General features: G+C 67.9%; 25 protein-coding genes. 13 read left to right on the plus strand and 12 right to left on the minus strand.

Annotation, left to right across the window (positions count from 1 at the left end):
* Positions 1–198 precede the first annotated feature (198 nt).
* Positions 199–663, plus strand: a complete 465-nt coding sequence (locus GS4_RS23895; RefSeq protein WP_040511739.1) for a cupin domain-containing protein — start codon at positions 199–201, stop codon at positions 661–663.
* Between the two features lie 15 nt (positions 664–678).
* On the opposite strand, the gene GS4_RS23900 is transcribed toward GS4_RS23895, so the two are convergent.
* From GS4_RS23900 to GS4_RS23910, 3 genes are read right to left on the minus strand one after another with little or no spacing between them, the layout of a single operon-like run.
* On the minus strand, positions 679–975 hold the full coding sequence (locus tag GS4_RS23900) for a hypothetical protein (RefSeq protein ID WP_007625480.1): 297 nt from the start codon (positions 973–975) through the stop codon (positions 679–681).
* Positions 976–1010: 35 nt separating this feature from the next.
* On the minus strand, positions 1011–1640 hold the full coding sequence (locus tag GS4_RS23905; RefSeq protein ID WP_007625482.1) for a TetR/AcrR family transcriptional regulator: 630 nt from the start codon (positions 1638–1640) through the stop codon (positions 1011–1013).
* A gap of 43 nt (positions 1641–1683) precedes the next feature.
* Entirely contained in the window at positions 1684–3249 is a 1566-nt protein-coding gene (locus GS4_RS23910) for an MBL fold metallo-hydrolase (RefSeq protein ID WP_007625484.1), read from the minus strand.
* An 85-nt stretch (positions 3250–3334) separates the two neighbouring features.
* Between GS4_RS23910 and GS4_RS23915 the strand changes: the two genes are divergently transcribed.
* The 4 genes from GS4_RS23915 (at position 3335) to GS4_RS23930 (ending at position 6878) form a co-directional block, all read left to right on the plus strand.
* Positions 3335–4120 carry a lysophospholipid acyltransferase family protein gene (locus GS4_RS23915; RefSeq protein ID WP_007625486.1) on the plus strand — a complete coding sequence of 262 codons (786 nt, stop codon included), beginning with the start codon at positions 3335–3337 and terminating at the stop codon, positions 4118–4120.
* A gap of 69 nt (positions 4121–4189) precedes the next feature.
* The gene (locus GS4_RS23920; protein WP_007625487.1) at positions 4190–4984 is read left to right on the plus strand and encodes a lysophospholipid acyltransferase family protein; all 795 of its coding nucleotides are present in this window, start codon (positions 4190–4192) and stop codon (positions 4982–4984) included.
* The gene (locus tag GS4_RS23925; RefSeq protein ID WP_007625488.1) at positions 4981–5838 is read left to right on the plus strand and encodes an HAD family hydrolase; all 858 of its coding nucleotides are present in this window, start codon (positions 4981–4983) and stop codon (positions 5836–5838) included. The genes GS4_RS23920 and GS4_RS23925 overlap by 4 nt, the downstream gene beginning before the upstream one ends.
* A 116-nt stretch (positions 5839–5954) precedes the next feature.
* Positions 5955–6878, plus strand: a complete 924-nt coding sequence (locus GS4_RS23930; RefSeq protein ID WP_007625493.1) for a haloalkane dehalogenase — start codon at positions 5955–5957, stop codon at positions 6876–6878.
* A gap of 43 nt (positions 6879–6921) precedes the next feature.
* Here GS4_RS23930 and GS4_RS23935 read toward each other — a convergent pair whose 3' ends face one another.
* From GS4_RS23935 to GS4_RS23950, 4 genes are read right to left on the minus strand one after another with little or no spacing between them, the layout of a single operon-like run.
* Positions 6922–8073 (minus strand): LLM class flavin-dependent oxidoreductase, encoded by a 1152-nt coding sequence (locus tag GS4_RS23935; protein ID WP_051989836.1) that lies wholly within the window; start codon positions 8071–8073, stop codon positions 6922–6924.
* Positions 8070–8642, minus strand: coding sequence for an LLM class flavin-dependent oxidoreductase (locus tag GS4_RS23940; RefSeq protein WP_040511741.1), 573 nt, complete (start codon positions 8640–8642; stop codon positions 8070–8072). Before GS4_RS23940 ends, GS4_RS23935 begins: the two co-directional genes overlap by 4 nt.
* Positions 8639–9385, minus strand: a complete 747-nt coding sequence (locus GS4_RS23945) for an SDR family oxidoreductase (RefSeq protein WP_007625499.1) — start codon at positions 9383–9385, stop codon at positions 8639–8641. The genes GS4_RS23940 and GS4_RS23945 overlap by 4 nt, the downstream gene beginning before the upstream one ends.
* A complete protein-coding gene (locus GS4_RS23950) occupies positions 9385–10557 on the minus strand; it encodes an acyl-CoA dehydrogenase family protein (RefSeq protein WP_007625501.1) in 1173 nt (390 codons plus the stop codon). Before GS4_RS23950 ends, GS4_RS23945 begins: the two co-directional genes overlap by 1 nt.
* Before the next feature lie 50 nt (positions 10558–10607).
* Between GS4_RS23950 and GS4_RS23955 the strand changes: the two genes are divergently transcribed.
* Positions 10608–11546: a LysR family transcriptional regulator gene (locus tag GS4_RS23955; protein WP_169331501.1), complete on the plus strand. Its 939-nt coding sequence runs from the start codon at positions 10608–10610 to the stop codon at positions 11544–11546.
* On the opposite strand, the gene GS4_RS23960 is transcribed toward GS4_RS23955, so the two are convergent.
* The 5 genes from GS4_RS23960 to GS4_RS25760 form a co-directional block, all read right to left on the minus strand.
* On the minus strand, positions 11501–12886 hold the full coding sequence (locus GS4_RS23960) for an aldehyde dehydrogenase family protein (RefSeq protein WP_007625504.1): 1386 nt from the start codon (positions 12884–12886) through the stop codon (positions 11501–11503). The two genes, GS4_RS23955 and GS4_RS23960, sit on opposite strands and share 46 nt — an antisense overlap.
* Entirely contained in the window at positions 12883–13494 is a 612-nt protein-coding gene (locus GS4_RS23965) for a peroxidase-related enzyme (protein WP_007625505.1), read from the minus strand. Before GS4_RS23965 ends, GS4_RS23960 begins: the two co-directional genes overlap by 4 nt.
* A gap of 25 nt (positions 13495–13519) precedes the next feature.
* Positions 13520–14107 (minus strand): peroxidase-related enzyme, encoded by a 588-nt coding sequence (locus tag GS4_RS23970; RefSeq protein WP_007625507.1) that lies wholly within the window; start codon positions 14105–14107, stop codon positions 13520–13522.
* A gap of 219 nt (positions 14108–14326) precedes the next feature.
* On the minus strand, positions 14327–16066 hold the full coding sequence (locus GS4_RS23975) for a peptidoglycan recognition protein family protein (RefSeq protein WP_007625509.1): 1740 nt from the start codon (positions 16064–16066) through the stop codon (positions 14327–14329).
* Between the two features lie 11 nt (positions 16067–16077).
* Entirely contained in the window at positions 16078–16239 is a 162-nt protein-coding gene (locus GS4_RS25760) for a hypothetical protein (protein ID WP_157226752.1), read from the minus strand.
* Between the two features lie 135 nt (positions 16240–16374).
* Here GS4_RS25760 and GS4_RS23980 point away from each other — a divergent pair, with 135 nt between their 5' ends.
* The 7 genes from GS4_RS23980 (at position 16375) to GS4_RS24010 (ending at position 26290) form a co-directional block, all read left to right on the plus strand.
* Positions 16375–17895, plus strand: a complete 1521-nt coding sequence (locus tag GS4_RS23980) for a SpoIID/LytB domain-containing protein (RefSeq protein WP_007625514.1) — start codon at positions 16375–16377, stop codon at positions 17893–17895.
* Between the two features lie 82 nt (positions 17896–17977).
* The gene (glf, locus tag GS4_RS23985; protein WP_007625516.1) at positions 17978–19177 is read left to right on the plus strand and encodes a UDP-galactopyranose mutase; all 1200 of its coding nucleotides are present in this window, start codon (positions 17978–17980) and stop codon (positions 19175–19177) included.
* Between the two features lie 27 nt (positions 19178–19204).
* A complete protein-coding gene (locus tag GS4_RS23990) occupies positions 19205–21139 on the plus strand; it encodes a glycosyltransferase (protein ID WP_007625518.1) in 1935 nt (644 codons plus the stop codon).
* Complete coding sequence (locus GS4_RS23995; RefSeq protein WP_007625527.1) at positions 21120–21710, plus strand: phosphatase PAP2 family protein; 591 nt, start codon at positions 21120–21122, stop codon at positions 21708–21710. The genes GS4_RS23990 and GS4_RS23995 overlap by 20 nt, the downstream gene beginning before the upstream one ends.
* Before the next feature lie 74 nt (positions 21711–21784).
* Complete coding sequence (locus GS4_RS24000; protein ID WP_007625528.1) at positions 21785–22702, plus strand: decaprenyl-phosphate phosphoribosyltransferase; 918 nt, start codon at positions 21785–21787, stop codon at positions 22700–22702.
* Positions 22689–24968 (plus strand): arabinofuranosyltransferase AftB family protein, encoded by a 2280-nt coding sequence (locus GS4_RS24005; protein WP_439644642.1) that lies wholly within the window; start codon positions 22689–22691, stop codon positions 24966–24968. Before GS4_RS24000 ends, GS4_RS24005 begins: the two co-directional genes overlap by 14 nt.
* Positions 24969–25294: 326 nt before the next feature.
* A complete protein-coding gene (locus GS4_RS24010) occupies positions 25295–26290 on the plus strand; it encodes an alpha/beta hydrolase (protein ID WP_007625530.1) in 996 nt (331 codons plus the stop codon).
* Positions 26291–26754: the final 464 nt, after the last annotated feature.

Genomic DNA, 26754 nt, shown 5'->3' on the forward strand with positions numbered 1-26754 from the left:
TCCCGACCTCCCCGACAGTGTGAGACGCCTACGTCTCACTCGCCGGGCAAACCTACATGGTCGTGTGTCAGGTCACAAGACCTGTCGCATGGACACGTCGGTCACTGCGAGAGGCGCCACTGTCGCGGTCGCGATGTGCACCAGGCCGGACTTCACCAAGGTGCATCAGAAGTTCCGCACCCTGGCTACTCTCGGACCATGTCAGCCAGGCGGCGTCTCCTGATGGTCCTCGCGGCACTTGCCGCACCACTGCTCATCGCTCCCGCGGTTGCACATGCGACACCCCCGTCCGGCATCTCGGCCGTGACCCTGGCGGAAACCGAGATCCCGGCTGATCTCCTGCCTTTCGTACCGAAGGGCGTCCACGTCGTCGTCCGCGAGATCACCATCGCGCCCGGTGGGACCACCGGCTGGCACTATCACGACGGGATGCTGGTCGGGATCGTCCGGCAGGGCACGCTGACCCATCCGGGCTCCGACTGCACGCCGGTGACCTATCCGACCGGGGCGATCATCCGCGAGCCCGCGGGCGAGGCCAACACACACATCGGCCGGAACCTCGGCACCACTCCGGTCATCCTCGACGTCCTGTACCTGATCCCCCTGAAGGCGCCGCTGTTCGAGGATGCCCCCGCGCCTCCATGTGCCGGAACGGCGCGGTAGCGGGCACCCGTCGTATCAGTCGGAATCGCCCGGGCGGGGGACGTCGATCTCCCATCGAGCGCGACGCTCGTCGTCGGACTGCTCCCACCACGGTGTGCCACGTTCGCCGAGAGCGACTTTCGCGGCCTGCACGCCGGCCCGAGCCTCGGGAGCGCCGTCGGTCCGTCGGACCTCTCGCCGCCAGGCCATCAGGATCGACCGCAGTTCCGCGCCGCGCTCCTCGGGGATGTGGGGATCGGTCGCACGCCACCTGCGACCGCGCACGATGATGTGGCGCCCGTCGTCGGTGTGCTCCACCTCGGCCTCGGACATGCTGTGCGCGTACCCGTTCGGAGTGTGGGTGAATCTCAGAGGTCGACGAAGGCCAGGAGGATGTCGGCGAGGATCGCCGCGACGGCCTCGGGCTCCGGCCGCGGCGACGACGTGCTCCACCGGTGGACGACCGACGTGAGTGCACCGATGAAGCCGATGGTGACGAAGCGTTCGCGTTCGGGATCGACGACGCGTCCCGGCGTGAAGCGGGCGGCTGTCGCGGTGAAGAAGTCGGCCCACACCTGACGTCCGTCGAACCTGCGCTGCTCGACCTCGGGACTCACGCCGACGATCTGGACGAAGGAGACCTCGGCGCGCCGGGGGTCGGTGCCCACCGACTGCATGTACGCCGCCATCGCGGTCGCGGCCAGGACCCCGTCTTCGCGTGACTCGCACTCCTCGAGTGCCCGCGTCACCGCATCCCGCGCATCGGACTGGATCTTCGCGTACAGGTCCAGCAGCAGCGCCTCGCGGTCGGCGAACAGCTCGTAGAACTGCCGCCGGGAGAGACCCGCCGCCCGGCAGATCGACGTCACCGACGTCGTCGCGTACCCGACCTCGGTGAACTCCGAGAGCGCTGCGTCCAGGAACCGACAGTGCCGATCTGCGCGACGTGCATCGACGGACTCGCCGCGATATCGCCGTTCGACCGAATCCGTACTCATCGACTCAGATCTTCTCACCGATCGATCGGTGACGCGACCAGGGTCAGGAGTCGAGGCGTTCGGCGCGGAGTTCGTGGCCCTTCGACGTCAGACACCGGCCGGTCGGGAGGTCCCACTGCCAGCCGTGCAGGTTGCACGTCAGCTTCTCGCCCTCGATCACGCCGAACTTGCCGAGGTCTGCCTTCAGGTGCGGACACCGACGCTGGATCTCCCAGCCGTCCTTGGTGATCGACGCCGCGTCGTCATGCGCCTCGGAGAACCATCCGTCGGCATAGGCGATGCGCTCGTCGGTGAGGCATTTGAAGAAGGTGTACAGGTATTCGTTGTACCCGCCGATCCGCCACGTGGTGAACCGGGTCGACAGGAAGATGGTGTTGACCCAGTCGGGCTCGTGGTTCTCCACCACGGTCCGCACGAGAGCCGGATCGATCCGAAACCCGTAGCGGTACTTGCCCTCACCCTCCTTCGGCTCCCGCACGATGCGATTGGGGAAGTCGAGGACAACGGTCTGATCGCCCATCACCAGGCCGACCGCGTAGCCGATTCCGTCGCAGATCAGGTCGGACTGAGCCATGATCGGCTCGAAGAGCTCACGCAGCGGCTGCAGGAGCGGCTCGCCCTCGGCCGACGCCCAGGTCGCCTTGTCGGCGGCGATGATCGGGGCGAACTTCTCCTTCATCCGCTCCAGGTACGGACCCTTGTTCTCGCCGAAGACGTCGGCGGGCGGGTAGGGGTGCTCGATCTGATCCAGCGTCGACCCGGTGAAGTCTGCGGTCGAGCCGGAGACCATCATCAGACCGCGGTGGCGTTCGCCGTCGTCGGTGCCGTGGATCGTCATCTGCTCCAGGAAGGTCTCCTGGTCCGGGAAGATCGACGTCTCGTCGTTGCCGATGTCGTTGAGGTAGAAGAGATCCTCGTCCAGGAACATCGGGGGGCCGGCCGACGGCACGACCCAGGTCGCGCCGACCTGCTCGATGTAGGACCGGGCGCGGTCCATGCCGCGCTGCCGCTTCTGGGCGGCGAAGTTCGCCTTCGACTTCCGGGGGATGTCGTAGACCATCGGGTACCAGATCGCGCCCGAGTATTGCAGCAGGTGGACGTCGACATGACCGAACGCCTCGTCGATGACGTCGAGGTCGATCGGACGCGCATCGTTCATGTTGAAGACGGTCGTCTCACCGTCGGACACCAGGAGGCCGCTGTCGCCGATGGGGCCGTCGGCGGGGGCCCGCAGCGCGATGATCATCACGTCTAGCGAGCCCTTGTCGTTGGTGACCGTCGTCTTGACCGAGTCCTCGGTCTCCACGAACTTGGTGAACCCGAGCTTCTCCAACTCGCGACGCAGGTCCGGCACCGGATAGTCGGGCAGGAGGACGGTGGCGTCCTTGCTGACGTTCTCCCGCAGGTTGCGTTCGTCGAAATGGTCGCGGTGCAGGTGCGACACGTAGAGGTAGTCGCATTGCCCGAGCGACTTCCAGTCGAGCTCGGAGTTGTCGGGGAACGGCACCCACGACGCGAAGTACGTGGGGTTCACCCACGGGTCACACAGGATCGAGCCGGCATCCGTCTGGATGTGGAAACCGGCGTGTCCGACGCTGGTGATCTGCAACTCTGTCGCCTCCTCGAGATCCCGGGCTGGACTGCGGTGGCCCGAGAAGAAATCGGCTCCAGGGTAGCCCCGCTAAGCTCATCCCATGGAACCCGTGTACGACACAGTGATCAGTGCCGCACGCCTGTTGTGGCTGGCGGAGGGCCTGAAGTTCAAGATCTCGGGTGTCGAGAACGTGCCGAAGACCGGGCCCGGGGTGGTGGCCATCAACCACACCGGATACCTCGACTTCACCTATGCCGGCATCCCCGCCTTCCTGCAGCAACGCCGCAAGGTCCGCTTCATGGCGAAGAAAGAGGTCTTCGACAACAAGTACTCGGGACCCATCATGCGTGCGCTCAAGCACATCCCCGTCGACCGCGGGAACGGCGCACAGAGCTATCTCGACGCCGTCGACTACCTGAAGCGCGGCGAACTCGTGGGTGTCTATCCCGAGGCGACCATCAGTCGGAGCTACGAACTCAAGGAGTTCAAGAGCGGCGCCGCCCGGATGGCCCTCGAGGCCGATGCGCCGATCATCCCGACCGTCATCTGGGGAGCACAGCGGGTGTGGACCAAGGGCTTCCCCAAGCAGCTCGGTCGGACCGGCTACAAGATCATGATCGGCGTCGCCGAACCCATCGCACCGATCGGCGATGCCGAGACGCTCACTGCGGCGCTCCACAAGTCGATGAGCGAGAAGTTGCTGGAGTTGCAGGACGCCTACGGCGAGCATCCGAAGGGCGAGTTCTGGGTCCCGGCGCGGCTCGGCGGCTCGGCACCCACGCTCGAGGAGGCCAACCGGATGGACGCCGAGGAGCAGGCGGAGAAGGCGGCCCGGCGTGCGCAGCGGGACGCAGGGGGCCAGGCCGGCGCGGGTACGGGCGACTGATCGGGAGGTGCGGGCCGGCGCCGACCGTCGCGGGCCGGATCGTCGTCGGCGCCGGATAGGCTGACACCCATGGAGCCCGTGTACCGATCTCTCGAGATCATCGCCCACAGCCTGGTGCGAGCGCAGGGCCTGAAATTGACCTTCTCGGGTGTCGAGAACATTCCGAAGACCGGTGGTGTGGTGCTTGCCGTGAACCACACCAGCTATGTCGACTTCCTCCCGGCCGCACTCGGCGTCTACCGGGCGGGGCGGCGGACGCGGTACATGATCAAGTCCGAGGTGATGGACATCGCGATCATGCGGTTCCTGGTCAACCACACCAAGACGGTGCCGGTCGACCGGTCCAAGGGCGGCGAGGCCTACCAGCAGGCCGTCGAACGACTCCGCGAGGGACTCGTCGTCGCCGTGTACCCCGAGTCGACGATCAGCCGGAGCTTCGAGCTCAAGGAGTTCAAGACGGGTGCGGCGCGGATGGCGAAGGAATCGGGGGCGCCGATCGTGCCGTCGATCGTATGGGGTGCGCACCGACAGTGGACCAAGACCGAGGCCGGCACGCGGAACATCGGACGGAGCAAGTTGCCGGTGTCCGTGCGATACGGCCCGCCGATCTCGGTGGCGCCCGATGCCGACCCCGACGAGACCACCGTCCGGCTGCGGACCGCGATGACCGAACTCCTGCACCAGGTGCAGGACGAGTACGGGGACCATCCGGCGGGCGAGTTCTGGGTCCCGGCCCGACTCGGCGGTTCGGCACCGACCCCGGAGGCGGCCGCGGTGATCGAGGACGAGGAAGCAGCCCGCAAGGCGGAGGCGCGAGCGGCCCGCCACCCCGACGACCACACCGGACATGAGGCAGGCCGATGACCGTCCCTGGCCCCGATGTCGTGCGTCCGGCGCGCCCGACCCTGATCGCCAGTGACGTCGACGGGACCTTGATCGACGATCGCAACACGGTCTCCTCGCGAACACTCGCCGTCCTCGGCGCCGCGCGCGATGCCGGGACCGACTTCGTCCTCGCCACCGGGCGGCCGCCGCGCTGGATAGCCGAGATCAGCGACCAGTTCGCCGGGTCGCGCGCGCAGGTGGACTACGCGGTCTGCGCCAACGGCGCCATCGTCTACGACGTCCGCAACGACCGCGTGCTGTCGGCCGCGACCCTCGCCCCCGACGTGCTGGTGAAGCTCGGCGAGATCGCCTCTGCCGCGATCCCCGGATGCGGCCTCGCGGCCGAGCGGGTCGGCGAGTCGGCGACCGATGCCGCGACCGCTCCCTTCGTCGCGAGCAGCGGCTACGAACACGCCTGGCTCAACCCCGACCACGTCGAGGTCGGTGACGACGAGGTCTTCGCCCGACCGGCCGTGAAGCTGCTGGTCCGCCGCCCCGACTGGGCGTCCGACGAGATGGCCCGGCGCCTCGCCCCGCGTGTCGGCGACATCGCACAGATCACGTTCTCCACCGACAACGGCCTCATCGAACTCTCGGTGCCCGACACCCACAAGGCATCCGGTCTGCAGACCCTGATCGAGTTCGCCGGCCTCGACGCCGCCACCACCATCGCGTTCGGCGACATGCCCAACGATGTCGAGATGCTCACCTGGGCCGACCACGGTGTGGCCATGGGGCACGGGCATCCCGCCGCCCGCGCGGCCGCCGACGAGATCACCCTCGACAACAACGCCGACGGAGTCGCGGCCGTGTTGGAGCACTGGTTCGGCTGACGGATTCCGGCGGCGCGAGCATGGCCCGCGGGCACGACCGTCCGGCTGCGCGCAACTGATTGGATCTGCCTGGATGCATCACGGTGTCGACCGAGCGGCGCTCGTACCGTGAGACCATGTCAGCACAAACCCCCTCTGTCACAACTGCTCCCGCGCGTCCGGAGTTCGGGCCCGAGGCCACGAGCAACACCCTGGAGATCCTCGACTCGACCATCCACTGGGTCGAACACGGCGAAGGCTCGCCGATCGTGTTCCTCCACGGTAATCCCACCAGTTCGTTCCTCTGGCGCGGTGTGTTCTCCGGCCTGCGCGGCCGTGGGCGGCTCCTCGCTCCTGACCTGATCGGCTTCGGCGACTCCGGAAAGCCCGACATCGCATACGATCTCGACGATCACCAGCGCTACCTGAACGCCTGGTTCGACGCCCTCGACCTCCGTGATGTCACGCTGGTCGTGCAGGACTACGGCGCCGCGTTCGGCATCACCTGGGCCCGCAACAACCCCGACCGAGTGTCCGGCCTGGTGATCGCCGAGCCGGTGCTCCGCCCGATCGACTCGGCCGCCCTGCCCGCCGAGTTCGTGGCACTGCGCGGCGAGGTCCTCAAGGACGGTATCGGCGAGCAGATCGTTTTGGAGGAGAACCGTTTCATCACCGGACTGCTCCCCAGCGCAGTGCTCGACGGTCTGCCCGACGAGGTACAGGCCGTCTACGCCGCACCGTTCCCGACTCCCGAGTCGCGCCGGCCGATCCTGGTGTTCCCGCGCTCTCTGCCGGTGGACGCGAAGCCGCAGTCGACCGTCGACTTCCTCGCCGCCAACGAGCAGTGGCTCGCGACGAGCCCGATCCCGAAGGCGCTGTTCACCTTCGAGCCCGGATTCCTGTTGACGCCGGAGATCGTCGAGTGGGCGAAGTCGAACATCGCCGAACTCGAGGTGACCGCTGTCGGCCGCGGAAGCCACTACGTCCAGGAGGACTCGCCTGCGGAGATCGCGGCTGCGGTCGGGGCGTTCCTCGACGTCCATCGGGATGCCACGGCCTGAGGCCCGGCGGTCCTCTCTCGCGCGGGCCAGCGGATGGTCGGGGTCAGACGGTGGTTCTGATTCCCGACCATCCGGCGCGGGAGCCGATGCCCCGGCTCGTGAGAAGCGGGCTCACGGTCCGCACGAAATCGTCTGCTCCGCCCGGGCTGTGCGCGAACTTCACCACGAATCCGTCACAGGCCCCGTCGGTGAGCCAGTCGTTCATCGCCGCCGCCACCGTCTGCCCGGAACCGGTCACCGACAGGTGACCGCGGCTGCCGGCGATGCGGTTGACCAGGTCGCGCCACGTCGACGCCTGACCCAGCTGTGCTGCGATACCGTCCAACACCGCCGCGCGACTGAGAATCCCGTCGTGTCCGGGCGAGGAGGTCACCCGGTCCAGTCGTGCATCGAGGCCCTCGGCGGGCAGATCGACACCGTACATCCCGAGCATGTGACGCGCGGCATGCTCGGTCACCAGCGCGCCCAGGCGGTCGTGGAGTGCACGCGCGTCGTCGTCGGTCGCACCCAAGACCGTGAGGATGCCGGGCAGCACGCGGATCTCGTCCGGATCCCGTCCGAACCCGATTGCCCGTCTGCGGAGGTCGGACCGGAACGCGATCGCCTCGGACTTGCTCGGCGTCGCCGTGAAGACGACCTCGGCATAGCGCGCCGCGAAGTCGCGGCCGGCAGGCGACGCACCGGCCTGCGCCAGGACGGGCCGAGTCGACCCCCAGCGCCGTAGGAGGTCGTCGATGATTCCGCCGGCCTTCCGGTACCGCTCGTCGTGTGGCGGAACCGGATCGCCACCGATGGCGGTGGCGACCGATGGTGAACCGGCGGTGACGATGTTCCAGCCGATCCGCCCACCGGAGAGCTCGCCGAGGGTGTGGAAGGTCCGGTAGAGCTGATCCGGTGTCGCGAAGACCGTCGATGCGGTGACGATCACCCCGAGGTCGGGAACCCGTTGCAGCAGTGCCGCGGCCAGCGTCGTCGGCTCGTGCGGCCACCGCACCACCGACCTGACCAGGGGGTCGTAGCCGACGAAGTCGGGAAAGAACACCGCGTCGAACCCACCCCGTGAGACGGTCTCCGCGAGTTCGGCGAAGTAGCCGGGATCGGTGATCCGTTCGACCGGGGAGGACGGCAGACGCCACGCCCCTTCGTGGTCGCCGGAGAGGTGCATGTCGGCGAGCAGCAACGGCGGCGGGGTCATCGAGTCCCCGAGGTCGCCGTGGCCGGCGGATCGGCGACGCCGAAGCCGTCGAACGGATCGAGATGTGGCACGACCCCCTGCGGTCCGCGCGGGACGTCGAGTGGAGAGTCGACCGTGAAGTGGTTGCCCTGCACCATCACCCGGGTCACACGATCGGTGTCGACCTGGATGCCGCTCGCGCGGTCGTTGAGCACCACGTCGGCCGGCCAACTCGTCAGCAACGCCGCCACGATGTCGGCGGACTCGGCGCGCCGGGTGGCATCGGCGTCGACCGGCCACCAGCGCAGCCGACCGTCGGCGATCTTGTCCACGGCGGCGAGGCGGCGGGCGATCAGGTAGGGATGCCACTCGGTGACCGGGACGGCGACGGTGATGCGGACACGGTCGGTGGCCTGTGCCACCGCGGAGGCCACCACGAACGGGTCGACGGTGGTGGAGCCGATCGTGTCCAGCACGACGTCGGTGGTGCCGGCCAGGTCGAGGTCACGGACCCGGTCCACGACGTCGTGCAGGTGGCCGTCGACGATCACGAGATGTTCGACTGGGCTCGCGGATCGGTGCGGGCTCATCGGCGATACTCGCCCACGAATCGTCCGCCGTCGGCGATGAACTCCGATCCCGTCGAGAAGCGTGAGGCGTCCGAGAGCAGGAAGACGACGAGGGCGCTCACATCCTCGGCCTGGCCTGGCTCTTTGATGATCTGGTTGGGCAGGATCTGGGAGTCGAGGCCGTCGATGAACGGGGTCGCGATGCGGCCCGGGTGGATCGAGTTGACCCGGATGTGCCACTCACCCAGATCGATCGCCGCCGCATGGGTGAGGCCGCGGACCGCCCACTTGGCGGTCACGTACGCGGCCCGATCGTGAATGCCGATCAGGCCCGCGATCGACGAGACGTTGACGATGCTGCCGCCGCCCGCGTCGCGTAGGACCGGTGCGACCGCACGGATGCCGAGCAATGTGCCGTCGACGTTGACCCGCTGCACTGCCTGGAAGTCGTCGAGCTCGGCGTCGAGAACCGATCCGGTGCCGAAGATCCCGGCGTTGTTGACCAATCCGTGCACCGGTCCGAGATCGGCTGCCTCGGCAACGGCCCGCGCCCAGTGCGACTCGTCGGTGACGTCCAGTTCGACTGCACGCGCAGCATCGCCGAGTGAGTCGGCCACCGACCGCACCCCGTCGACGTCGATGTCGCCGACGACCACGCGGCCACCGGCGTCGACGATCGCACGGGCATGCGCCGCCCCCATCCCGCGGGCGCCGCCCGAGATGAGGACGACGCCGCCGTCGAGGGTGTCCGGGGTGAAGCCCATCAGAGCTGACCGAGGGCGAACGCGCCGATGTAGGCGCGGACGGCGTCGGAGTTCGGCGGGTGGAAGCCACCGGCGCGGGCGTCACGGAACAACCGCTCGAGCTCGTTACGGCGATGCAGTGAGCTCGCGCCGGCGATCTCCAGTGCGAGCTCGGTGGCGCGGCGTCCGGTGCGGGTGCCGTTCTCCTTGGCGGCGAACAGCTTCAGCAGTGCGCGGTCCCCGAGATCGACACCCGACGACAGGGCGGTGGTCAATTCGTCGAGCTGGCCGCGCACGCTCTCCAGTGCCAGCTCTGCCTCCGCGACGTGGTACTGGACGAACGGCTTGGTCGCGACCGGCTCGCCACCGATGCTCAATGCGGTACGCGACTTGGCGGTCTCGATCGCGACGTCGACCGCACGGCGACCGATGCCGTAGTAGATGTTGCCCAGCGCCGGCAGGACCCAGGGGAAGATGCCGGCGACGTAACCGTCGGGCGGGGTGCCGAGATCGAACACACCGACCGTCCGCTCTGCGGGCACGACGACATCGGTGAGGATCGTGTCGTGGCTGGCGGTCGCGCGCACGCCGAGCGTGTCCCAGGTCTCGACGGTTGCGACGCCTGCGTCGTCCCGGTGGACGAAGGTGTGCACGATCTTCGGGTTGTCGGGGTTCGAGTTGTCACGGGCGTGGATGCCCAACCAATCCCAGGCCGGCGACAGCGACGTGAAGATCTTGTGGCCGGTGACGCGGTATCCGCCGCCCTCGATCGGCGTCGCGATGGTCGTCGAGTCGTCGATGGCGAGATCGTTGCCCGGCTCCCCGTGGCCTGCCGCGATGACCTTGTCGGCGGCGATCTCGGCGGCCAGCCATTCGATGTCGGTGTTGCCGGCGGCGATCTGGTCGGCGACCGGGCCGGTCCAGTAGAGATGCATGTTGATGCCGAGGGCGGTGGCCGGTGCGAAGGTCGCGAGTCGACGCTGCTCGGCGTTGATCTGGTGCAGGCTCAGGCCGAGGCCACCGTGACTGACCGGGATGGCTGCCCGGAGGTAACCCAGTTCACGCAGGTCTGCGAGGTCCTCGGCGAAGAAGGCGTTGTCACGGTCGTAGCCCGCGGCCCGCTCCCGGAAGCGTTCCAATACGTCCTCGGGGATCAGGTACTCCGAGTTGGTGTCGACGGCGGTTTGCGTCACGATGATTCCTTTCGTGGTGTGGTCGACGTGCGGGGCCGACCATGGTCGTGGTGAGAACCGAGCAGGTGCGTGCCGTGTTGGCGATCGCCGAGGCGTCGTCGTTCCGTGCGGCTGCGCTCCGACTCGGGATGAGCCAGTCGGCGCTGAGTGGGGCGGTCGCGCGCCTGGAACGAGAGCTCGGGGTGCAACTGCTGATCCGCTCGCGGGAAGGTGCCCGACTCAGCGCGGTCGGTGAGGCCGCGGTCCGACAGATGCGTGCGATATGCGCCGCCGACGACGACCTGCGGGCGACTGTGCGCGCGGCCGCGGACGGCGCGACCGAAGTGGTGCGCATCGCGACGGTGACTGCCGCGGTCAACACACTGCTGCCCGAATGTCTGAGCGCCTTCGTCGACGATCCCGCCGTCGAGGTACAGATGCGCATCGGCGGATCCGGTGACGTCATCGACGACGTGGTGTGTCGAAGAGCTGACCTCGGTCTGATCACCTGCGATCCGGCCGACGGCGGTCCGTCGACCGCCGACCTGCATGTGCAGCCGCTGATCTCGGCTGGTGTCGGTGTGGTGATGTCCGCCGGCCACCGGCTCGCGGAGTCGGCCACCCTGACCCTGGCCGATCTCGCCGGCGAGCGGGCGGTGGCCTTTCGCGCAGGATTCATGATGGAGCGCATCGCCACTCGCCTGGCGGCGGACGTGCGGGTGGTGTCCGAGGTCGAGTCCACGCCGGACGCGGTGAGATTGGTCGCCGCCGGCGTCGGCGTCTGCCTGCTGCCGGAGTTCAGTGTCGGCGATCAGGATCCGGTCGTGTGGCGGCCACTCGGCGACGTCGCCGATCGGGCGACACTCGCGTTGATCACGCTGCCCCACGTCGACACCTCTGATCGTGTCCGTGACCTCGAGTCGCGTATCCGACGGAGCGGACGCCGACTCGATCGCCGGCTGGATCACAGTGCGCCCTCGGCGAACACGACGGTTCGAGTGGCGGTGTAGTCCTCGATGGCCGCGCGGATGCCTTCGCGGCCACGGCCGGAATCCTTGACCCCACCGAAGGGGCTCACGTCGGAACGGAACGTCGGGATGTCTCCGATGACGACCTGGCCCACCTCGAGTTCGCGTGCGGCGCGGAAGGCGAGTCGGACGTCGTGGGTGAACACTCCCGCGCTCAGCCCGAATCGGGAGTCGTCGACCTGACGCAGGGCGTCGACGATGTCGTCGTAGGGGAGCACGGAGACGACCGGGCCGAAGAGTTCTTCATCGAGGACACGTGATCCGGTCGGGACATCGACCAGGACCGTCGGTGGGATGAAACGGCCCGTGCCGGGCCCGGTGTCGGTGACCACGCGCGCACCGCCGGCGACCGCCTCACCGACCCAGCTCCGGATCCGATCGGCGGAGTCGTCGTCGATGACCGGGCCGACGTCGTCATGCAGACTCTGTTCTCCCGCGGCCCGGACCAGTCGATCGGTGAACTCCGGCAGCACCTCTCGTGGGACGTATACACGCTGCGGCGATGTGCAGGCCTGCCCGGCGTTGTAGAACGCGAAGGTGGCGATGCGCTGCGCGGCGTGGTCCTGGTCGTCGGCGGACAGATGATCGGGGGCGAGGACTGCCGCCGCATTGCCGCCGAGTTCGACGACCACCTGCTTACGCGGCACCGCATCGACGATGCGCCACCCCACCGCATCGGAACCGGTGAAGCTGATCACCGGGATGCGGGGGTGCTCGATGAGCTCCCAGGTGCGGGTGTGGTCGGAGATCGGGTCGAGGACGGTGATGGCGTCGTCGGGAAGACCGGCCTCGACGGTGGCCGTTGCAGCGGCGGCGGCCAGTGCGGCCGCGGTGCGGGGAGCCCGCGGGCTCGGCACCACCACGACCGACGTGCCGGCCGCGATGGCCGGCGCGACCTTGTGGACGGCGAGGTGCAGCGGGAAGTTGAAGGGAGTCAGGGCAAGTACGGGGCCGCGCGGCTGTCGGACGACCAATGCGAGGCGTCCCACGCCCGACGGCTGTGCATCCAGACGCTGTGCATCCGGATGTACGGTCAGTGCCTCATGTGCGGCCAGGCGGATGATCGACTGTGCCCGATCCGTCTCGACTGCAGCCCATTTGGCTGGTTTGCCGGTGTCGGCGCTGATCCCGGCGGCGATGGACTCCGCGGATCGGGCGATGGCGTCGGCGAGTGCTTCCAGCCACCGCGAGCGCGTCCCGGCGTCCGCTGCTCGGACTGCGTCGAAACCACGATGCGCGGCATCGACGATGGAGTCGACACCGCGCACCGGGGCGCTCGTATCGTCCGCGTTCGACGCGGCCTGGGAGAGCAGATCGGTCATGCGGGGTGGGCACCCGTGTGGTCGCCATCGAAGATCTCGGGGTCGGGTAGCAGACCCAGTGCAAGCGAGATCCGGTTGGTGGCATTGATGATCGAGACGATCTGGACTGCCTCGTAGATGTCGACGTCGGAGAGCCCCTTGGACCGGAGGTCGGCGATCACGGCATCCGCCACCTCACCCGGTTCGTCTGTGAGGGTGAGTGCCAACTCGATCAGCGCGTGCTCGCGGTCGGAGAGCTCGCCCACCTCGCGATGGTCCAGTGAGATCCGGTGGGCCAGCCAGCCGTCGGAGAGGAACTGTCCGAGCTCGTGCACGTGCAGCGCGTGGCAGTACGAGCAGCCGTTGCGCACCGACACGATGGTGGCGAGGATCTCGCGCTCGCGGCGGGTGATCGACGTCGGGACGTCGGCGGACCCCTGCAGCAGCGGGAACAGGTAGGCGTTCAGCCGCTGGAAGTGGCCCTCGTCGAGTGCGAAGCCGCGCAACCAGTTCGGGACGAACCCGGACTGCTTCTCGGTGGTCTCGAAGACCGACGTCACCTCGGGGGAGAGTTCCTCCTCGGTCGGTACGCGGAGTCGGGAGATGCGGGTGCCGGTGGTGGTAGTCATCGGTGTGGAGTCCTTCCGGGGCAGGTCAGTTGAAGAACTGGTCGTCGGGTGTGACCTGGAGGAAGATGCTGAACCGGTTGGCCGCGGCGAAGGCCGAGACGACGTGGACGGCTTCGTAGATCGCCTCGTCGGTGAGCCCGAGTTCGCGGAGCACGTCGATGTCGGCGTCGGTGACCTCGCCAGGGTGCAGCGCGAGTTTGCTCGCGAACTCCGCCAGGGTGCGATGCCGGGCCGACAGCTCGCGGACCTCGCGGTAGTCGATGGCGACCCGGGTTCCGAGCTTGTGGTCGCCGATCGCCTCGCCGAGGCTGCCCGCGTGGTTGAGACGGCAGTAACTGCAACCGTTCTCGGCGGAGGTGACGGTCGCCAGGATCTCACGGTCGACGTAGGGCAGCAGTCCGGAGTTCGGGTCCAGCAACGCCAGCAGGTAGTCGTTGAAACGGGCGGCATGCGCACCGCCGAGCGCAAACGCGCGTGCCCAGTTGGGGATGTAGCCGAGTTGACGCTCCAGCGAGGCGAGCTGGTCCTGCAACGCCTGCGGTAGGTCGGCGATCTCGGGAACGGTCAGCCGGGAGATCGAGGTGATGGCAGGTGAATCGAGCGTGTCGGTCATGGGCGTCCTCGTCGGTCGAGAGATGCGACCGCGTCGCGGGCGGTCGCTCACGGTGGCGGTCAGAGAGTTGACCGGACCGACGGTAGGGACGGATCAGGCCGCCGCCCAGGGTTGTAACTCGTATCGGCGACACCTTGCGTCGACCGCCGACCTCAGGGTCGGAGCGGGTGATCGGAGAATGCGATCATGGCCGACTGGGAGCGAGTGACGAGGTGCGGGTCAGGCGACAGGGGTCGCGGCGGGCGCGGCCTGGCCGGGTGCGGGAGCCGCGGGTGCAGGAGCCGCCGGATCCGTCGGCGCCGGGCTGGGTGCGGGCGACTCCGGTGCGGGCGCGGGGGCGGGGATGCCACCGGCCAGCGCACGGATCTGCGCGAGTGCCGGATAACCGAGGTTTCCGGGACAGCTGGTGCTGTTGTAGTCGCGGTGTCCGCTGATCACCGGCAGATTGGACGTTGCCCCGGCCGGGAACTTGCTGGCGGAGAACCCCTCCGAACGCAGCTGCGCGTTGCCGCCGGCGGGGACGTTGGCCTTGCCCAGGCGCCAGCGCAGGAATTTCCCGACGGACGAGACCATCTCCGGCGACGGGGCGACCTGGTCGAGGTTGCCGATCATCGACACCCCGACCGTCTCCTTGTTGAACCCGCCCGTGTGGGTGCCCTCGACGTTGCGTTCGAGACCGCCGAAGGCCCCCTCGAAGATCTGCCCGTACTTGTCGACCAGCACGTTGTAGCCGATGTCGCACCAGTTCAGCGTGCGTGCGTGATACGCGTAGATGCCGCGCACGATCTCCGCGGACTGCTCGCGCGTGTAGTCGTTGCTCCCCGCGGTGTGATGGACGACGGCTGCCTTCATCGACGGCGAGAAGGTCGGCTGCGAGCATCGGATGCCCTCGTCCGCGCCCCACTGGGATCGCGCGACGATCTGCGGTCCGCCGGCCAGCGGGGTCAGCAGCGACGAGCCGAGTGACAGCAAGCTCTCCGGGCTGATGAGGGTGGCCTTGAGCGTCGACAAACCGGTCTCGATCAACGATCCGAGGACCTTGTCGGCGAGGCCTGCGCCGATCTGTGCGGCGCCGCCTCCCTGCGGCTCGGCAGCCGGGATCGCCTGTCCGGCACGGGTGACCGCGACCTGGACCTCACGGGCGTCGCCGACCCAGATGGGTTCGGTGCCGCCGGGACGGTCCGCCGACGGATCGCCTGCCGCATCGACCGGCTCGAGAGCCGTCCACGGCCCCCATCCGGCGTCGGGCTTCTTCGCGCGGACGAGGGTCTGGGCGTCCACATCCTTGTCCCAGGTGAACGCGAGCATCTTGATCGGGGCGTCGCGCACGATGTGCTTGATCGCGGCGCCGACCGGCCGGCCGTCGGCGAGGGTCGGCGTGGGTTGTGCAGTGCTCGACGACGTCTTGTTCGATGATGTCGTGTTCGACGACCGTCCGCGATCGGCGGGGGCCGAGGCGGTGCGCCGCGGGCCGGGGTCCGCGGTGGTGGTCGCCGGCGTGGTGGTCGTCGTCGGGGCGGTGGTCGTGGGAGTCGTCGTGGCGGTGCCCGATGGGTCGGCGCCGGTGGTCGTGGGGGTGCTCGACGTCGGAGATCCTGCCGACGAGCCGGGGTCGGTCGACGCACTCGGCTCGTCTGCCGAGGCCGACGGTGCCGACGACCGCGTGGTGGGTAGGACGCCGGGCGGCACCGGGATGGAGATGTCGGGGAGCGCGAAGGCCCTCGGGTCGATCGGCGGCAGCGTGATCCCCGCCTGCGCGAGTCCTGAGGTGGCGACGTCGAGCACCATCGACGGCAACTCGGCGAGACTCACCTGGTCGATCTGGGTCGGCTTGTGCTCGGTGCTGTTGTCCACCGGCGTCGGGTCGGAGCCGGCGACCAGCACCGCGAAAGGTGCGGCGACCACCGCGGCCGTCACGGTCGCGAGGACGATCGAGGGCTTCGGACGGGCGTAGCGCACTGGGCACTCCTTCAGCGGGTCGCAAGCGGATGACCCGCAGGTCGGGTGGTCGGGACGTCGGGTGAGTCGGCGACACGCTGGATCAACAGCCCTCGCACGTCGTCGAGGACGGTCGCGACCCGGACATCTCGGTCATCGTGTCGACCGTGTGCGGCGAAGTCCACGCGCCACACCGACGAACGGTGAAACTCGTGATGCGGTTGTTATCCCGTGGGGTTGGTGTTGCGCCACGAAGTTCACTATCGTCACACCAGTCACAATCGTCACAACAGACACAGCTGTTACGCCCTTCCGAAAGGTGTTCCGCCGTGGCCGCACGCCGCCCGCAGCAGGTCAAGACCAGGACGCTGTCCTTTGCAGCCCTCGGTCTGGCTCCCGCATTGTTGGTCGGTGGGTTGATCGTGGTCGGCGACCGGTCGACGACCTCTCCCGAGGTGGAGTTGTCGGTCGGGTCGCAGGTCACCCTGATCGGTCATGGCCACGGCCACGGTCGGGGCATGGGCCAGTGGGGCGCATTCGGATACGCGCGTAAGGGATGGTCGGCGACCCAGATTTTGCGCCACTATTACGGCGGCACCACCGCGGGGAAGGTGGACAGGCCCGAGATCTCGGTAGCCCTCACGGGCAAGAACTCGGTGAATGTGCACGCGGACGCCGGGATGCGAGTTGGTGGCCAAACGGTGGCTCCCGGACAGGCGGTCAGCCTGTCCGGGACCACGGCCACCATCACCAGCGGTTGTGGCGGCGGTGCGGTGCGTTCGGTACCCGCACCCCAACCCTTCGTGGAGGCGCTCAACGCCGGGCCCAATCGGCCCGCGGGTGAGTTCCTCAAGTTCTGCGGATCCAATGCCGCCTATCGCGGGGCCATCGGCTTCGACGGTGGCCGGGTCGTGAACAAACTGCACGTCGACGACTACGTCAAGGGCGTCATCGCCAAGGAGAGCCTCCCGCAGTGGGCGGACTCCGGCGGCGCCGAGGCGCTCAAGGCCCAGGCCGTCGCGGCCAGGACATACGCGCTGGCGGCCATCGCCGGCGGCAAGAAGATCGACGACACCCAGAACTCGCAGGTCTACGGCGGAGTCGGTGGTGAGGATCGACGCACCAACATCGCGGCCGACGCCACCGCCGGACAGATCCTGCTCCAGGGTGGCCAGCCCGCGTTCACCGAGTTCTCGGCGTCGACGGGTGGGTACACCGCAGGCGGTCGCTTCCCGGCGGTGGTCGACGAGGGGGATACCGTGTCCCCGAACCACAACTGGACCGCCACGGTGAGCTCGGCGCGCGTCGGGTCGGCCTTCGGTGTCGGTGCGCTGCGCAGCCTCGAGGTGGTCGAGGCGAACGGACTGGGACCGGAGAACGGTCGCTCGATCAAGGTCCGCGCAGTCGGCAGCGGCGGCACCAAGGAGGTGTCGGGTGAGGACGCCCGCAAGCTCCTGCAGCTCAAGTCGGCGTGGTTCGCGGTGCAGGGCCAGACGACCAAGCCGAAGATCGTGACCCCGCCGACCGGCCCGTCCGGCTCCGGGCTGGGCAGTCTGACCGACCTGGTGGCCCGCATCCCGGGTGGCACCGAACTGCTCTCCCTGGCGACCTCGGCGCTGAACGGCAAGTTCGACCAGCTGGGCGGCTCGTCCGGACCTCTCGGGCAGGTGCTCGGCATCCCGACGCTGACCCCGGACGCCGCTGGTGTGATGCAGATCTTCCAGCGCGGGATCATGTACTTCAGCCCGGCCACCGGCGCGCATGCCCTGGTCGGGACCGGCCTGGCCGACTACCTGGCAAAGGGTGGTCAGCCGGTGGTCGGATTCCCCCGCGCGGACGCCCTGCGCTGATCGCCGCCGGACGGGCGTGCGCCGCGCGATCCGGACATCCGTTGGGGAAATCCTCAGCATGAGTCGGTTACCCTGAACACCCGTGACAGCCAACAGCGACACCTTCGACCTCATCGTCGTCGGATCCGGCTTCTTCGGTCTCACGGTCGCAGAACGGGCCGCCACCCAGCTCGGCAAGCGGGTGCTCGTGCTCGACCGTCGGGACCACATCGGGGGCAACGCGTACTCGGAGGCAGAACCCGAGACCGGCATCGAGGTGCACCGCTACGGCGCCCACCTCTTCCATACCTCTAACGAGCGGGTCTGGGAGTACGTCAACCAGTTCACCGACTTCACCGGCTATCAGCACCGGGTCTTCGGGCTCTATCAGGGCCAGGCCTACCCGCTGCCCGTCGGGCTCGGTCTGGTCGCGCAGTTCTTCGGCCGCTACTACAGCCCGGACGAGGCGCGTGCACTCATCGCCGAGCAGGCGAGTGAGATCGAGACCAAGGACGCCGACAACTTCGAGGAGAAGGCGATCAGCTTGATCGGTCGCCCGCTCTACGAGGCGTTCTTCAAGCACTACACCGCGAAGCAGTGGCAGACCGATCCGACGAACCTGCCGGCGGGCAACATCACCCGACTGCCGGTCCGCTACAACTTCGACAATCGGTACTTCAACGACACCCACGAGGGACTGCCGGTCGACGGCTACACCGCGTGGCTGGAGAACATGGCCGCCGACGAGCGCATCGAGGTGCGTCTGGGTACCGACTGGTTCGACGTCCGCGACGAACTGCGTGCCGCGAATCCCGACGCGCCGGTCGTCTACACCGGCCCGCTGGACCGCTACTTCGACTATTCGGAGGGCCGTCTCGGCTGGCGCACACTCGATTTCGAGACCGAGGTGCTGCCGACCGGCGATTTCCAGGGCACCCCGGTGATGAACTACAACGACGCCGACGTCCCGTTCACGCGCATCCACGAGTTCCGGCACTTCCATCCCGAGCGCGACTCGTACCCGACCGACAAGACGGTCATCATGCGCGAGTTCAGCCGATTCGCCGAGAACGAGGACGAGCCCTACTATCCGATCAACACCCCCGAGGACCGCGCGGTGCTCGCCACGTACCGCGACCTGGCCAAGCGGGAGACCGCCGACCGCAAGGTGCTCTTCGGTGGCCGGTTGGGGACCTATCAGTACCTCGACATGCACATGGCCATCGCCAGCGCGCTGACCATGTTCGACAACACCCTTGCACCGCATCTGACCTCCGGCGCGCCCCTGGCCGCGGCGGAGTGAGTGAGCCGAATGGATGAGGCAGGCCCGATGAGCGTCACCCCAGACACCCAGAGCGACACCGCCGTCGAGCAGAGCTCGAAGGCGCAGGCGCTGCTACAGCGCGTGATCTTCCCGCGCCCCGGCGAGCCGCTGGACGTCCGGTCGCTCTACCTGGTCGAGTCGTGGAGCAACAACCGTCGGGCACACTCGCCGAGCCGTACCTCGGTGTCCCTGGGGGCCGAGTCCGAGGTGAGCTTCGAGAGCTACTTCAATGCCTTCGCCGCCTCGTACTGGCGTCGCTGGAGCATCCTCGAGTCGGTGGTCCTGCGGGTGCAGGTGGTCGGGACTTGCCGGATCGACCTGTACCGCTCCAAGATCGACGGATCGCGTATCGCCATCGGCGGCGACCTGGTGCAGACCGACGAGAACGGTTTCGGCACCTTCGAGTTCGAGACTGACCTCGGTCCGTTCGAGGACGGCGGCTGGATCTGGTTCGACGTCACCACCGACACCGACACCGAGATCGTCTCGGCGGGTTGGTACTCGGCCGTCCCGGCGCCGACCGGCGACGAGACCAGACGCGTGACGGTCGGCATCCCCACCTTCAACCGGCCGACCGATGCGGTGGCCGCGTTGCAGGCGCTCACGTCGGATCCGTTGGTGGACGAGGTGATCGACGCGGTCCTCATGCCCGACCAGGGCACCAAGAACGTCGTCGACGAACCGGGATACGACGAGGCGTCGGCCGCCCTCGGCGACCGCCTGCACATCTTCCGTCAGGGCAACCTCGGTGGCTCCGGCGGCTACGCACGCATCATGTACGAGGCGCTGCGGCTCACCGACAGCCCGTACATCCTGTACATGGACGACGACATCGCGATCGAGCCCGATTCGATCCTGCGTGCACTCGCCATGTCCCGATTCGCCAAGAGCCCCATGCTCGTCGGCGGTCAGATGCTGAACCTCCAGGACCGAAGCCACCTGCACTGCATGGGTGAGGTCATCGACCGCCACACGTTCATGTGGACCGCCGCGCCGTTCGTCTCCTACGACCACAACTTCGCGCTCTACCCGCTGCGCGACCGCGAGAACTCGAAGAACCTGCACCGACGCATCGACGTCGAGGGCAACGGGTGGTGGATGTGCATGATCCCGCGGCAGGCCGCGGAGCAGATCGGTCTGCCGATGCCGCTGTTCATCAAGTGGGACGACTGGGAGTTCGCGCTCCGCGCGGGGAAGGCCGGCTATCCGACGGCCACCATCCCCGGAATCGCCATCTGGCACATGGCCTGGAGCGACAAGGACGACGCCATCGACTGGCAGGCGTACTTCCACCTCCGCAACCGGCTGGTGGTCGCGGCCGTCCACCACGACGGCCCCATCTCCGGGATTCTGCAGTCGATGGCCAAGGCGACCGCGAAACACCTTCTGTGCCTGGAATACTCGACGGTGGCGATTCAGAACGAGGCGATCCGCGACTTCTTGGCCGGACCGGACCACATCCGCGACCTGCTGCCGACCGCGCTGCCGAAGGTGGCTCAGATGCGCAAGCAGTACCCCGATGCGGTGGTCCTGCCGTCGGCGACCGAGCTGCCGCGTACCACCGGTGAAGCGACCCACCTCGGCGCGCGTATCCCGACGAGTCCGATCGCCAAGATCCGCACGCTGGCCGCCGCCGTGCTCAACAACGCGCGTCCGGCCGATCCACGCCACCACGAGGTGCCGCAGGCCAACTACCCACCCATCGAGGCTCGCTGGTTCAGCCTCGGTCGGGTCGACGGTGTCACCGTGACGACCGCCGACGGTCGGGGAGTGGTCTACCGGCAGCGAGATCGCGACACGATGCTCGCCCTCGGACGCGAGTCGGCGGAACTGGTCCGCGAACTCAAGCGGCGATTCCCCGAGCTGCGCACGCAGTACCGCGACGCGCACGCCGACCTCACGAGCAAGGAGAGCTGGGCGCGTGTCTTCGGAATCGACTGAGACCGGCGCCCCGGTGGCGCTCCCGCCGGCTCGCGGAGAGGTCGCGGCGCTGCTCGCGATCCAGCGTGCGGTCGCCGACAAGCCGGAGATCCTGTCCGCCGCCCGCGGACTCTCACACTTCGGTGAGCACTCGCTGGGCTGGCTCGCCATCGCCGGTGCCGGTGCCCTCGACGCAGGGCGTCGGGGAGACACCGCTGCGCTCCGCCGGTGGGCCGGAGCGGGTGTCGGCGCATTCGGGGCGCATGCCGCGTCGGTGATCATCAAACGAGTGGTCCGGCGGAAGCGTCCGCACGACAGTCGGATTCGCATCGGTGTGTCGACACCCAGCAAGTTGAGCTTCCCGTCGTCGCACGCGACGTCGACGACCGCGGCGGCGATCCTGATCGGTCGTGCCGCCAGTCTGCCGGCCCCGGTGGTCCCCGCACTGCTGGTCCCACCGATGCTGGCATCGCGTCTGGTGCTCGGTGTGCACTACCCGACCGATGTGCTGGCGGGCGCGGCAATCGGTGCCGCGAGCGCGGCGGCGGTCATCGCGGGTGACACACTGTTCGCTGACGACGCGCGGCGCTAGGTGATCATCACCGGCCGCGGCGCGGTTGGCGGAGAAGCAGTTGACCGGCGAGAGCCGGCGAGGCCAGGAGTGAGATGAGCGAGGAGCCGATCGAACACGGGTCCGTCCCGGGACCGCCGAAGAATCTGGCGACCGGCCTGATCAAGGCGGTGCGCCCACGGCAGTGGGTGAAGAACGTCCTGGTGCTGGCCGCACCGCTGGCGGCGGGCAACGTCACCGACTCGTCGATCATCGTGCCGGTCCTGATCGCCTTCGTGGCCTTCTGCCTCGCGGCGTCGAGCATCTACCTGATCAACGACGCACTGGACGTCGAGGCCGATCGCAACCACCCGACCAAACGGTTCCGACCGATCGCCGCCGGCGTGGTGCCGCAGTCGCTGGCCTACGTGCTCTCGGTGGTACTGGGTGTCGCGGCCATCGGCATCTCCTTCGTCGCGAACTGGCAGACCGCCGTCGTGATCGCCGTCTACATCGGTATCCAGCTCGGCTACTGCTTCGGTCTCAAGCACCAGGCAGTCGTCGACATCTGCATCGTGTCGTCGGGCTTCCTGCTGCGTGCCATCGCCGGTGGCGTCGCGGCCGAGATCCCGCTCTCCCAGTGGTTCCTGCTGGTGATGGCCTTCGGTTCGCTGTTCATGGCGGCGGGCAAGCGCTACGCCGAGTTGGTGCTCGCCGAGCGCACCGGCGCCAAGATCCGCAAGTCGCTGGAGTACTACACCACCACGTACCTGCGGTTCGTCTGGACGTTGTCGGCGACCGCCGTCGTCCTCTGTTACGGCCTCTGGGCCTTCGACAAGGATCTCGAGCACGACAACGTCTTCTTCGGGATCTCCGTGGTCCCGTTCGTCGTCGCCATCCTCCGCTACGCGGTCGACGTGGACGGCGGTGCCGCGGGTGAGCCCGAGGAGATCGCACTCGGTGACCGTGTCCTGCAGTTCCTGGCCGTCGCCTGGATAGTATGCGTGGGTGTCGCGGTCTATGCCTTCACCTGAGCAGTCGTCTTCGGGGTCGGATGACCCGGTTCACGACTCGCCGGGTGGCGCCCACGACGATGCGCCGACGACCCGGATTCCCGTGACGGCCGACGACGCCGCGACCGAGCGGTTCGGTGTCGGCACGGCTGTCGAGGACGACTCACAGACCGACGCCGATACCGATGCCTACGGCAGTGTGGACGATGATCCCAGGGCGCGGGAGTCTGCGGGAACCGGACTCGCCCGGCTGCGGACCTGGGGGCCCCGACAATGGGTTCCGGTCGCCAGCTTCGTCATCGGTGCCGCTACGGTCGCCACCTTCTTCGCGATCGGTGCCTGGCAACGCCGGTGGATCGCCGACGACGGACTGATCGTGCTGCGCACCCTGCGCAACCTCTTCGCCGGCAACGGCCCGGTCTTCAACGTCGGGGAGCGGGTCGAGGCCAACACCTCGACGGCGTGGACCTATCTGCTCTGGTTCTGGGCGTGGATCACCGACGGTCAGCTCGAGTATGTCGCCCTGTGGGTGGCGCTGGTGCTGTCGGTGGCCGCGATCCCGATCGCGATGTACGGCACCGCACGACTGCTGCGGACCCGCCTGGGCGGTCTCGACGGCGCAGGATTCACGCTCCTCCTCCCGTTCGGCGCGATCATCTACATCGCGCTGCCGCCGGCCCGCGACTTCGCGACCAGCGGCCTCGAGAACGGTCTCTGCATCTTCTGGGTCGCGGTGCTGTGGTGTCAGCTGGTCGCGTGGAGCAGACGGACACCCGACGGTCGCGGCGCGACCGCCGCGAATCTGGTGCTCGCCTTCACCGCCGGACTCGCCCCGCTCGTCCGACCTGAGCTGACGGTGCTGGGCGGGCTGGTCCTGCTGCTGGTGCTGGCCGCTCCGTCGACGTGGTGGCGTCGGATCGCGATGGTGGTGGTCGCCGGTGTGTTGCCGGTCGGCTACCAGATCTTCCGGATGGGGTATTACGGACTGCTCGTCCCCAATCCGGCGGTCGCCAAGGACGCGTCGGGTGCCAAGTGGCACCAGGGCTTCGTCTATCTGGGCAACCTCTTCGGGCCGTATGTACTGGTGTTGCCCGTGGTACTGGCGCTCGTCGCCGGTGTGGTGCTGATCGTCGGTAACCGACTGCGCGCCGACCGTGACGATGTCGCCGTGGTCGGAGCGGGAGACGCCGCTGCCGACGCCGACCGTGGCCGTTTCGCGCGGCTGCGTGGGTGGTCGGAGCGGCTGCAGTCGCCGACCGCGGTGGTGGTCGTCGTGGTGCTCGCCGGCTTCATCGGCGGCGTCTACTGGCTGCGTCAGGGTGGCGACTTCATGCACGGACGGGTCCTGCTGGTCCCGCTCTTCATCCTGCTGTTGCCGGTGATGATCCTGCCGATCACGGTGCCCGGCCATCTGCGCGCGGCATTCCGTCGCGCACCCGCGGCAGACGACGACACCGATGACACCGACGACACCGACGGCACCGAGGACGCTGCAAGGGCCGCGGACCGCGCAGCCGCCCGGCGTCCGCGCCTGCAGCTGGCCGGATCGGTCGCGCTGGCCGCGATGTGGGTCACCACCCTGGTCTGGGCGATCACCAGCCATCAGAACGTGCTGCCGAACGCCGGCATCGACATCGGTCGCAGCGGCATCGTCGACGAGCGTCGCTTCTATGTCACCAACATGGGCATCGAGAACCCGGTGACCGCGAAGGACTACCTCGACTACCCCCGGATGCACGCGATGGTCGAGAAGATCGACGAGTACCGGACCCAGGGCGGTGTGATCCTGCCCTCGTTCAACTACGACGAGTGGTACGTCGCCAAGCTGCCGACGGTGATGCTGCCCGGCGCCAAGCGGCAGGTGACCGTCTACTTCCTCAACCTGGGCATGACGAGCATGAACGCGCCGCTGGATGTGCGGGTGATCGACCAGATGGGACTGGCCTATCCGCTCGCGGCCCACACCAAGCGGCTCGAGGACGGTCGCATCGGCCACGACAAGGTGCTGCAGTCGGAGTGGGTGGTCGCGGAATCCGGTGCGTACCCGCGCAAACCGGTGCTCCCGGGCTATCTCGACGAGGACACCGTGCGGCAGACGCAGGTGGCGCTCACATGTCCGCAGACGCGCGACCGGTTCGCCTCGTTCGAGGGGCCGTGGACCTTCGCGCGGTTCAAGCACAACCTGGTCCAGTCGTTCGACTTCAACAGCTATCGGATCGACCGGAACCCGCAGTACGAGTTGCAGCGCTGTGGCCTCCCGATCCCGCCACGGATCAACCCCAGGTGAGATCGGTGTGAGGGGTGTGTCGGGGCCGTCCGAATTGAGTGGAAGATCTCGAATCGGTAACGTCCCGGGAGATCAGTCCGATAGACCTTCCGTGACCAGGACCATCGGACAAACGTCCAAGACATGCCTTTTGTGATCGCAATCACATGGTTTGTCAGGTCTTGGGCCATGGAATAGGCTCCCAACGGCGCCAGACGCTGAATGCCGACTGAGAAGTCGACAATCCGTCGGCGCGCCTGCGGGGGGACGAGCGACGTTGTGTGTCGCACAACCATCCGACCGATCAGAATGCCCCGATCGGTCGGTGACCAGAGGAGAATTACTCGATGCGCGAAGCTGTTGCCCGGCCGCCGCGACCACGTGGCGGGGGACGCGCCCGCACCAGGATCATCGCCGCAGCTGTTTCCCTGTTCACCGTCGTCGGACTCGTGGGAGTCGTCGGCGGCGGGCAGGCCGGAGCCCGGATCGGCGGTACCCAGGTCGGTCTCCAGCAGTTCTATGTGAACGGCTGTGGGATGCCGAACGTCAAGGTGCGTGCCTGGAAGCGTCCCGGCAACTACAAGACGGTCATCCTCCTCGACGGCATGCGTGCCCAGTACGACTACAGCGGCTGGGAGATCAACTCCAACGTCCAGGAGATGGTGCGGTCCGGCGTGAACGTCGTCGAGCCCATCGGTGGACCGGCGAGCTTCTACTCCGACTGGGATGCCCCCTCCAACTTCAACGGGCAGAAGTACACCTACAAGTGGAACTGCGTCATCACCAACACCTTGGTGCGTGCACTCGACGCCCGGGGGTTCCGTGTCGGCGCGAGCCGCAAGTACGCCGTCGCCGGTCTGTCCATGGGTGGTAACGCCGCCCTGGTGATCGGTGCGCAGAACCGCCGCAACTTCGACCGCGCCGCGTCGCTGTCGGGCTACAACTTCCTGAACGCTCCCGGTATGCGTACCGCGCTGCGTCTGGCGATGTTCGACGTCGACCCGAAGCCGTGGAACATCGACAGCATGTGGGGACCGCCGTGGAGCGTCCGCTGGTTCCAGAACGACCCGCTGCTCAACATCAACCGCATGCAGGGCATGAAGGTCTTCATCGGTTCGGGTAACGGCCTCTTCGGCAGGTACAACGCCCTTCCGAACGTCTTCGACGACCTCTTCAAGGGCTCGACACTGGAGATCCTCGCCTTCACGCAGACCAAGGCCTTCGAGGCCGCGGCAGCGCTGCAGGGCCTGCCGGTCATGACCTACTACGCCAACGGCACCCACGCCTGGGGCTACTGGCAGGACATGCTCTGGAACGCCAAGAACCGAGGCTTCTTCCGCTGATTTCTCAGCGCTAGATCGCACCGTCACCGAACCCCGCCCGGATTTCCGGGCGGGGTTCGATGCTGTCTGCGGTCCTCCCCTTCTGCCCTTGGCATCGGAGTCACATCAATCCCACGTGTCACAGCGTGGCGCGCACACATCAGCCGTCACGGCGTGTAAGAAACACCTGAGGCTTTTGTTGTTGATGATGCGAGTGTGACTGATGGGGAATCAGTGGCCAGTTCGTCGAGAACGTCAGCGAACCGTGGCGAAGGAGTGCGCAGGATGTGGGCAGTGGTGCCGAGAGTGCGTCGGTGGGTGGCCTCACCGACAACGGACGGACGTGACATGCGTCCGGTGATCAAGCGTCGACGCGTCATGGCGACGACCGTCGGAGCCGTGGCGATGGTCGGCGCGTTGGGCGTCTCCGGTCTGGTACCTGCGGGTGCCGCCCCGGCCCCCGCCGAGCGTCCCCCGGCCCCTGC

This window comes from Gordonia soli NBRC 108243, assembly GCF_000334455.1.
In the GTDB taxonomy this organism is placed as follows: Bacteria; Actinomycetota; Actinomycetes; order Mycobacteriales; family Mycobacteriaceae; genus Gordonia; species Gordonia soli.

What these genes read in the sequence shown, in the direction of transcription:
- GS4_RS23895 (WP_040511739.1), top strand. Translation starts at nt 199, where the DNA reads ATGTCAGCCAGGCGGCGTCTCCTGATGGTCCTCGCGGCACTTGCCGCA.
- GS4_RS23900 (WP_007625480.1), bottom strand. Translation starts at nt 975, where the DNA reads ATGTCCGAGGCCGAGGTGGAGCACACCGACGACGGGCGCCACATCATC.
- GS4_RS23905 (WP_007625482.1), bottom strand. Translation starts at nt 1,640, where the DNA reads ATGAGTACGGATTCGGTCGAACGGCGATATCGCGGCGAGTCCGTCGAT.
- GS4_RS23915 (WP_007625486.1), top strand. Translation starts at nt 3,335, where the DNA reads ATGGAACCCGTGTACGACACAGTGATCAGTGCCGCACGCCTGTTGTGG.
- GS4_RS23920 (WP_007625487.1), top strand. Translation starts at nt 4,190, where the DNA reads ATGGAGCCCGTGTACCGATCTCTCGAGATCATCGCCCACAGCCTGGTG.
- GS4_RS23925 (WP_007625488.1), top strand. Translation starts at nt 4,981, where the DNA reads ATGACCGTCCCTGGCCCCGATGTCGTGCGTCCGGCGCGCCCGACCCTG.
- GS4_RS23930 (WP_007625493.1), top strand. Translation starts at nt 5,955, where the DNA reads ATGTCAGCACAAACCCCCTCTGTCACAACTGCTCCCGCGCGTCCGGAG.
- GS4_RS23935 (WP_051989836.1), bottom strand. Translation starts at nt 8,073, where the DNA reads ATGACCCCGCCGCCGTTGCTGCTCGCCGACATGCACCTCTCCGGCGAC.
- GS4_RS23940 (WP_040511741.1), bottom strand. Translation starts at nt 8,642, where the DNA reads ATGAGCCCGCACCGATCCGCGAGCCCAGTCGAACATCTCGTGATCGTC.
- GS4_RS23945 (WP_007625499.1), bottom strand. Translation starts at nt 9,385, where the DNA reads ATGGGCTTCACCCCGGACACCCTCGACGGCGGCGTCGTCCTCATCTCG.
- GS4_RS23960 (WP_007625504.1), bottom strand. Translation starts at nt 12,886, where the DNA reads ATGACCGATCTGCTCTCCCAGGCCGCGTCGAACGCGGACGATACGAGC.
- GS4_RS23965 (WP_007625505.1), bottom strand. Translation starts at nt 13,494, where the DNA reads ATGACTACCACCACCGGCACCCGCATCTCCCGACTCCGCGTACCGACC.
- GS4_RS23970 (WP_007625507.1), bottom strand. Translation starts at nt 14,107, where the DNA reads ATGACCGACACGCTCGATTCACCTGCCATCACCTCGATCTCCCGGCTG.
- GS4_RS23990 (WP_007625518.1), top strand. Translation starts at nt 19,205, where the DNA reads ATGAGCGTCACCCCAGACACCCAGAGCGACACCGCCGTCGAGCAGAGC.
- GS4_RS24000 (WP_007625528.1), top strand. Translation starts at nt 21,785, where the DNA reads ATGAGCGAGGAGCCGATCGAACACGGGTCCGTCCCGGGACCGCCGAAG.
- GS4_RS24005 (WP_439644642.1), top strand. Translation starts at nt 22,689, where the DNA reads ATGCCTTCACCTGAGCAGTCGTCTTCGGGGTCGGATGACCCGGTTCAC.
- GS4_RS24010 (WP_007625530.1), top strand. Translation starts at nt 25,295, where the DNA reads ATGCGCGAAGCTGTTGCCCGGCCGCCGCGACCACGTGGCGGGGGACGC.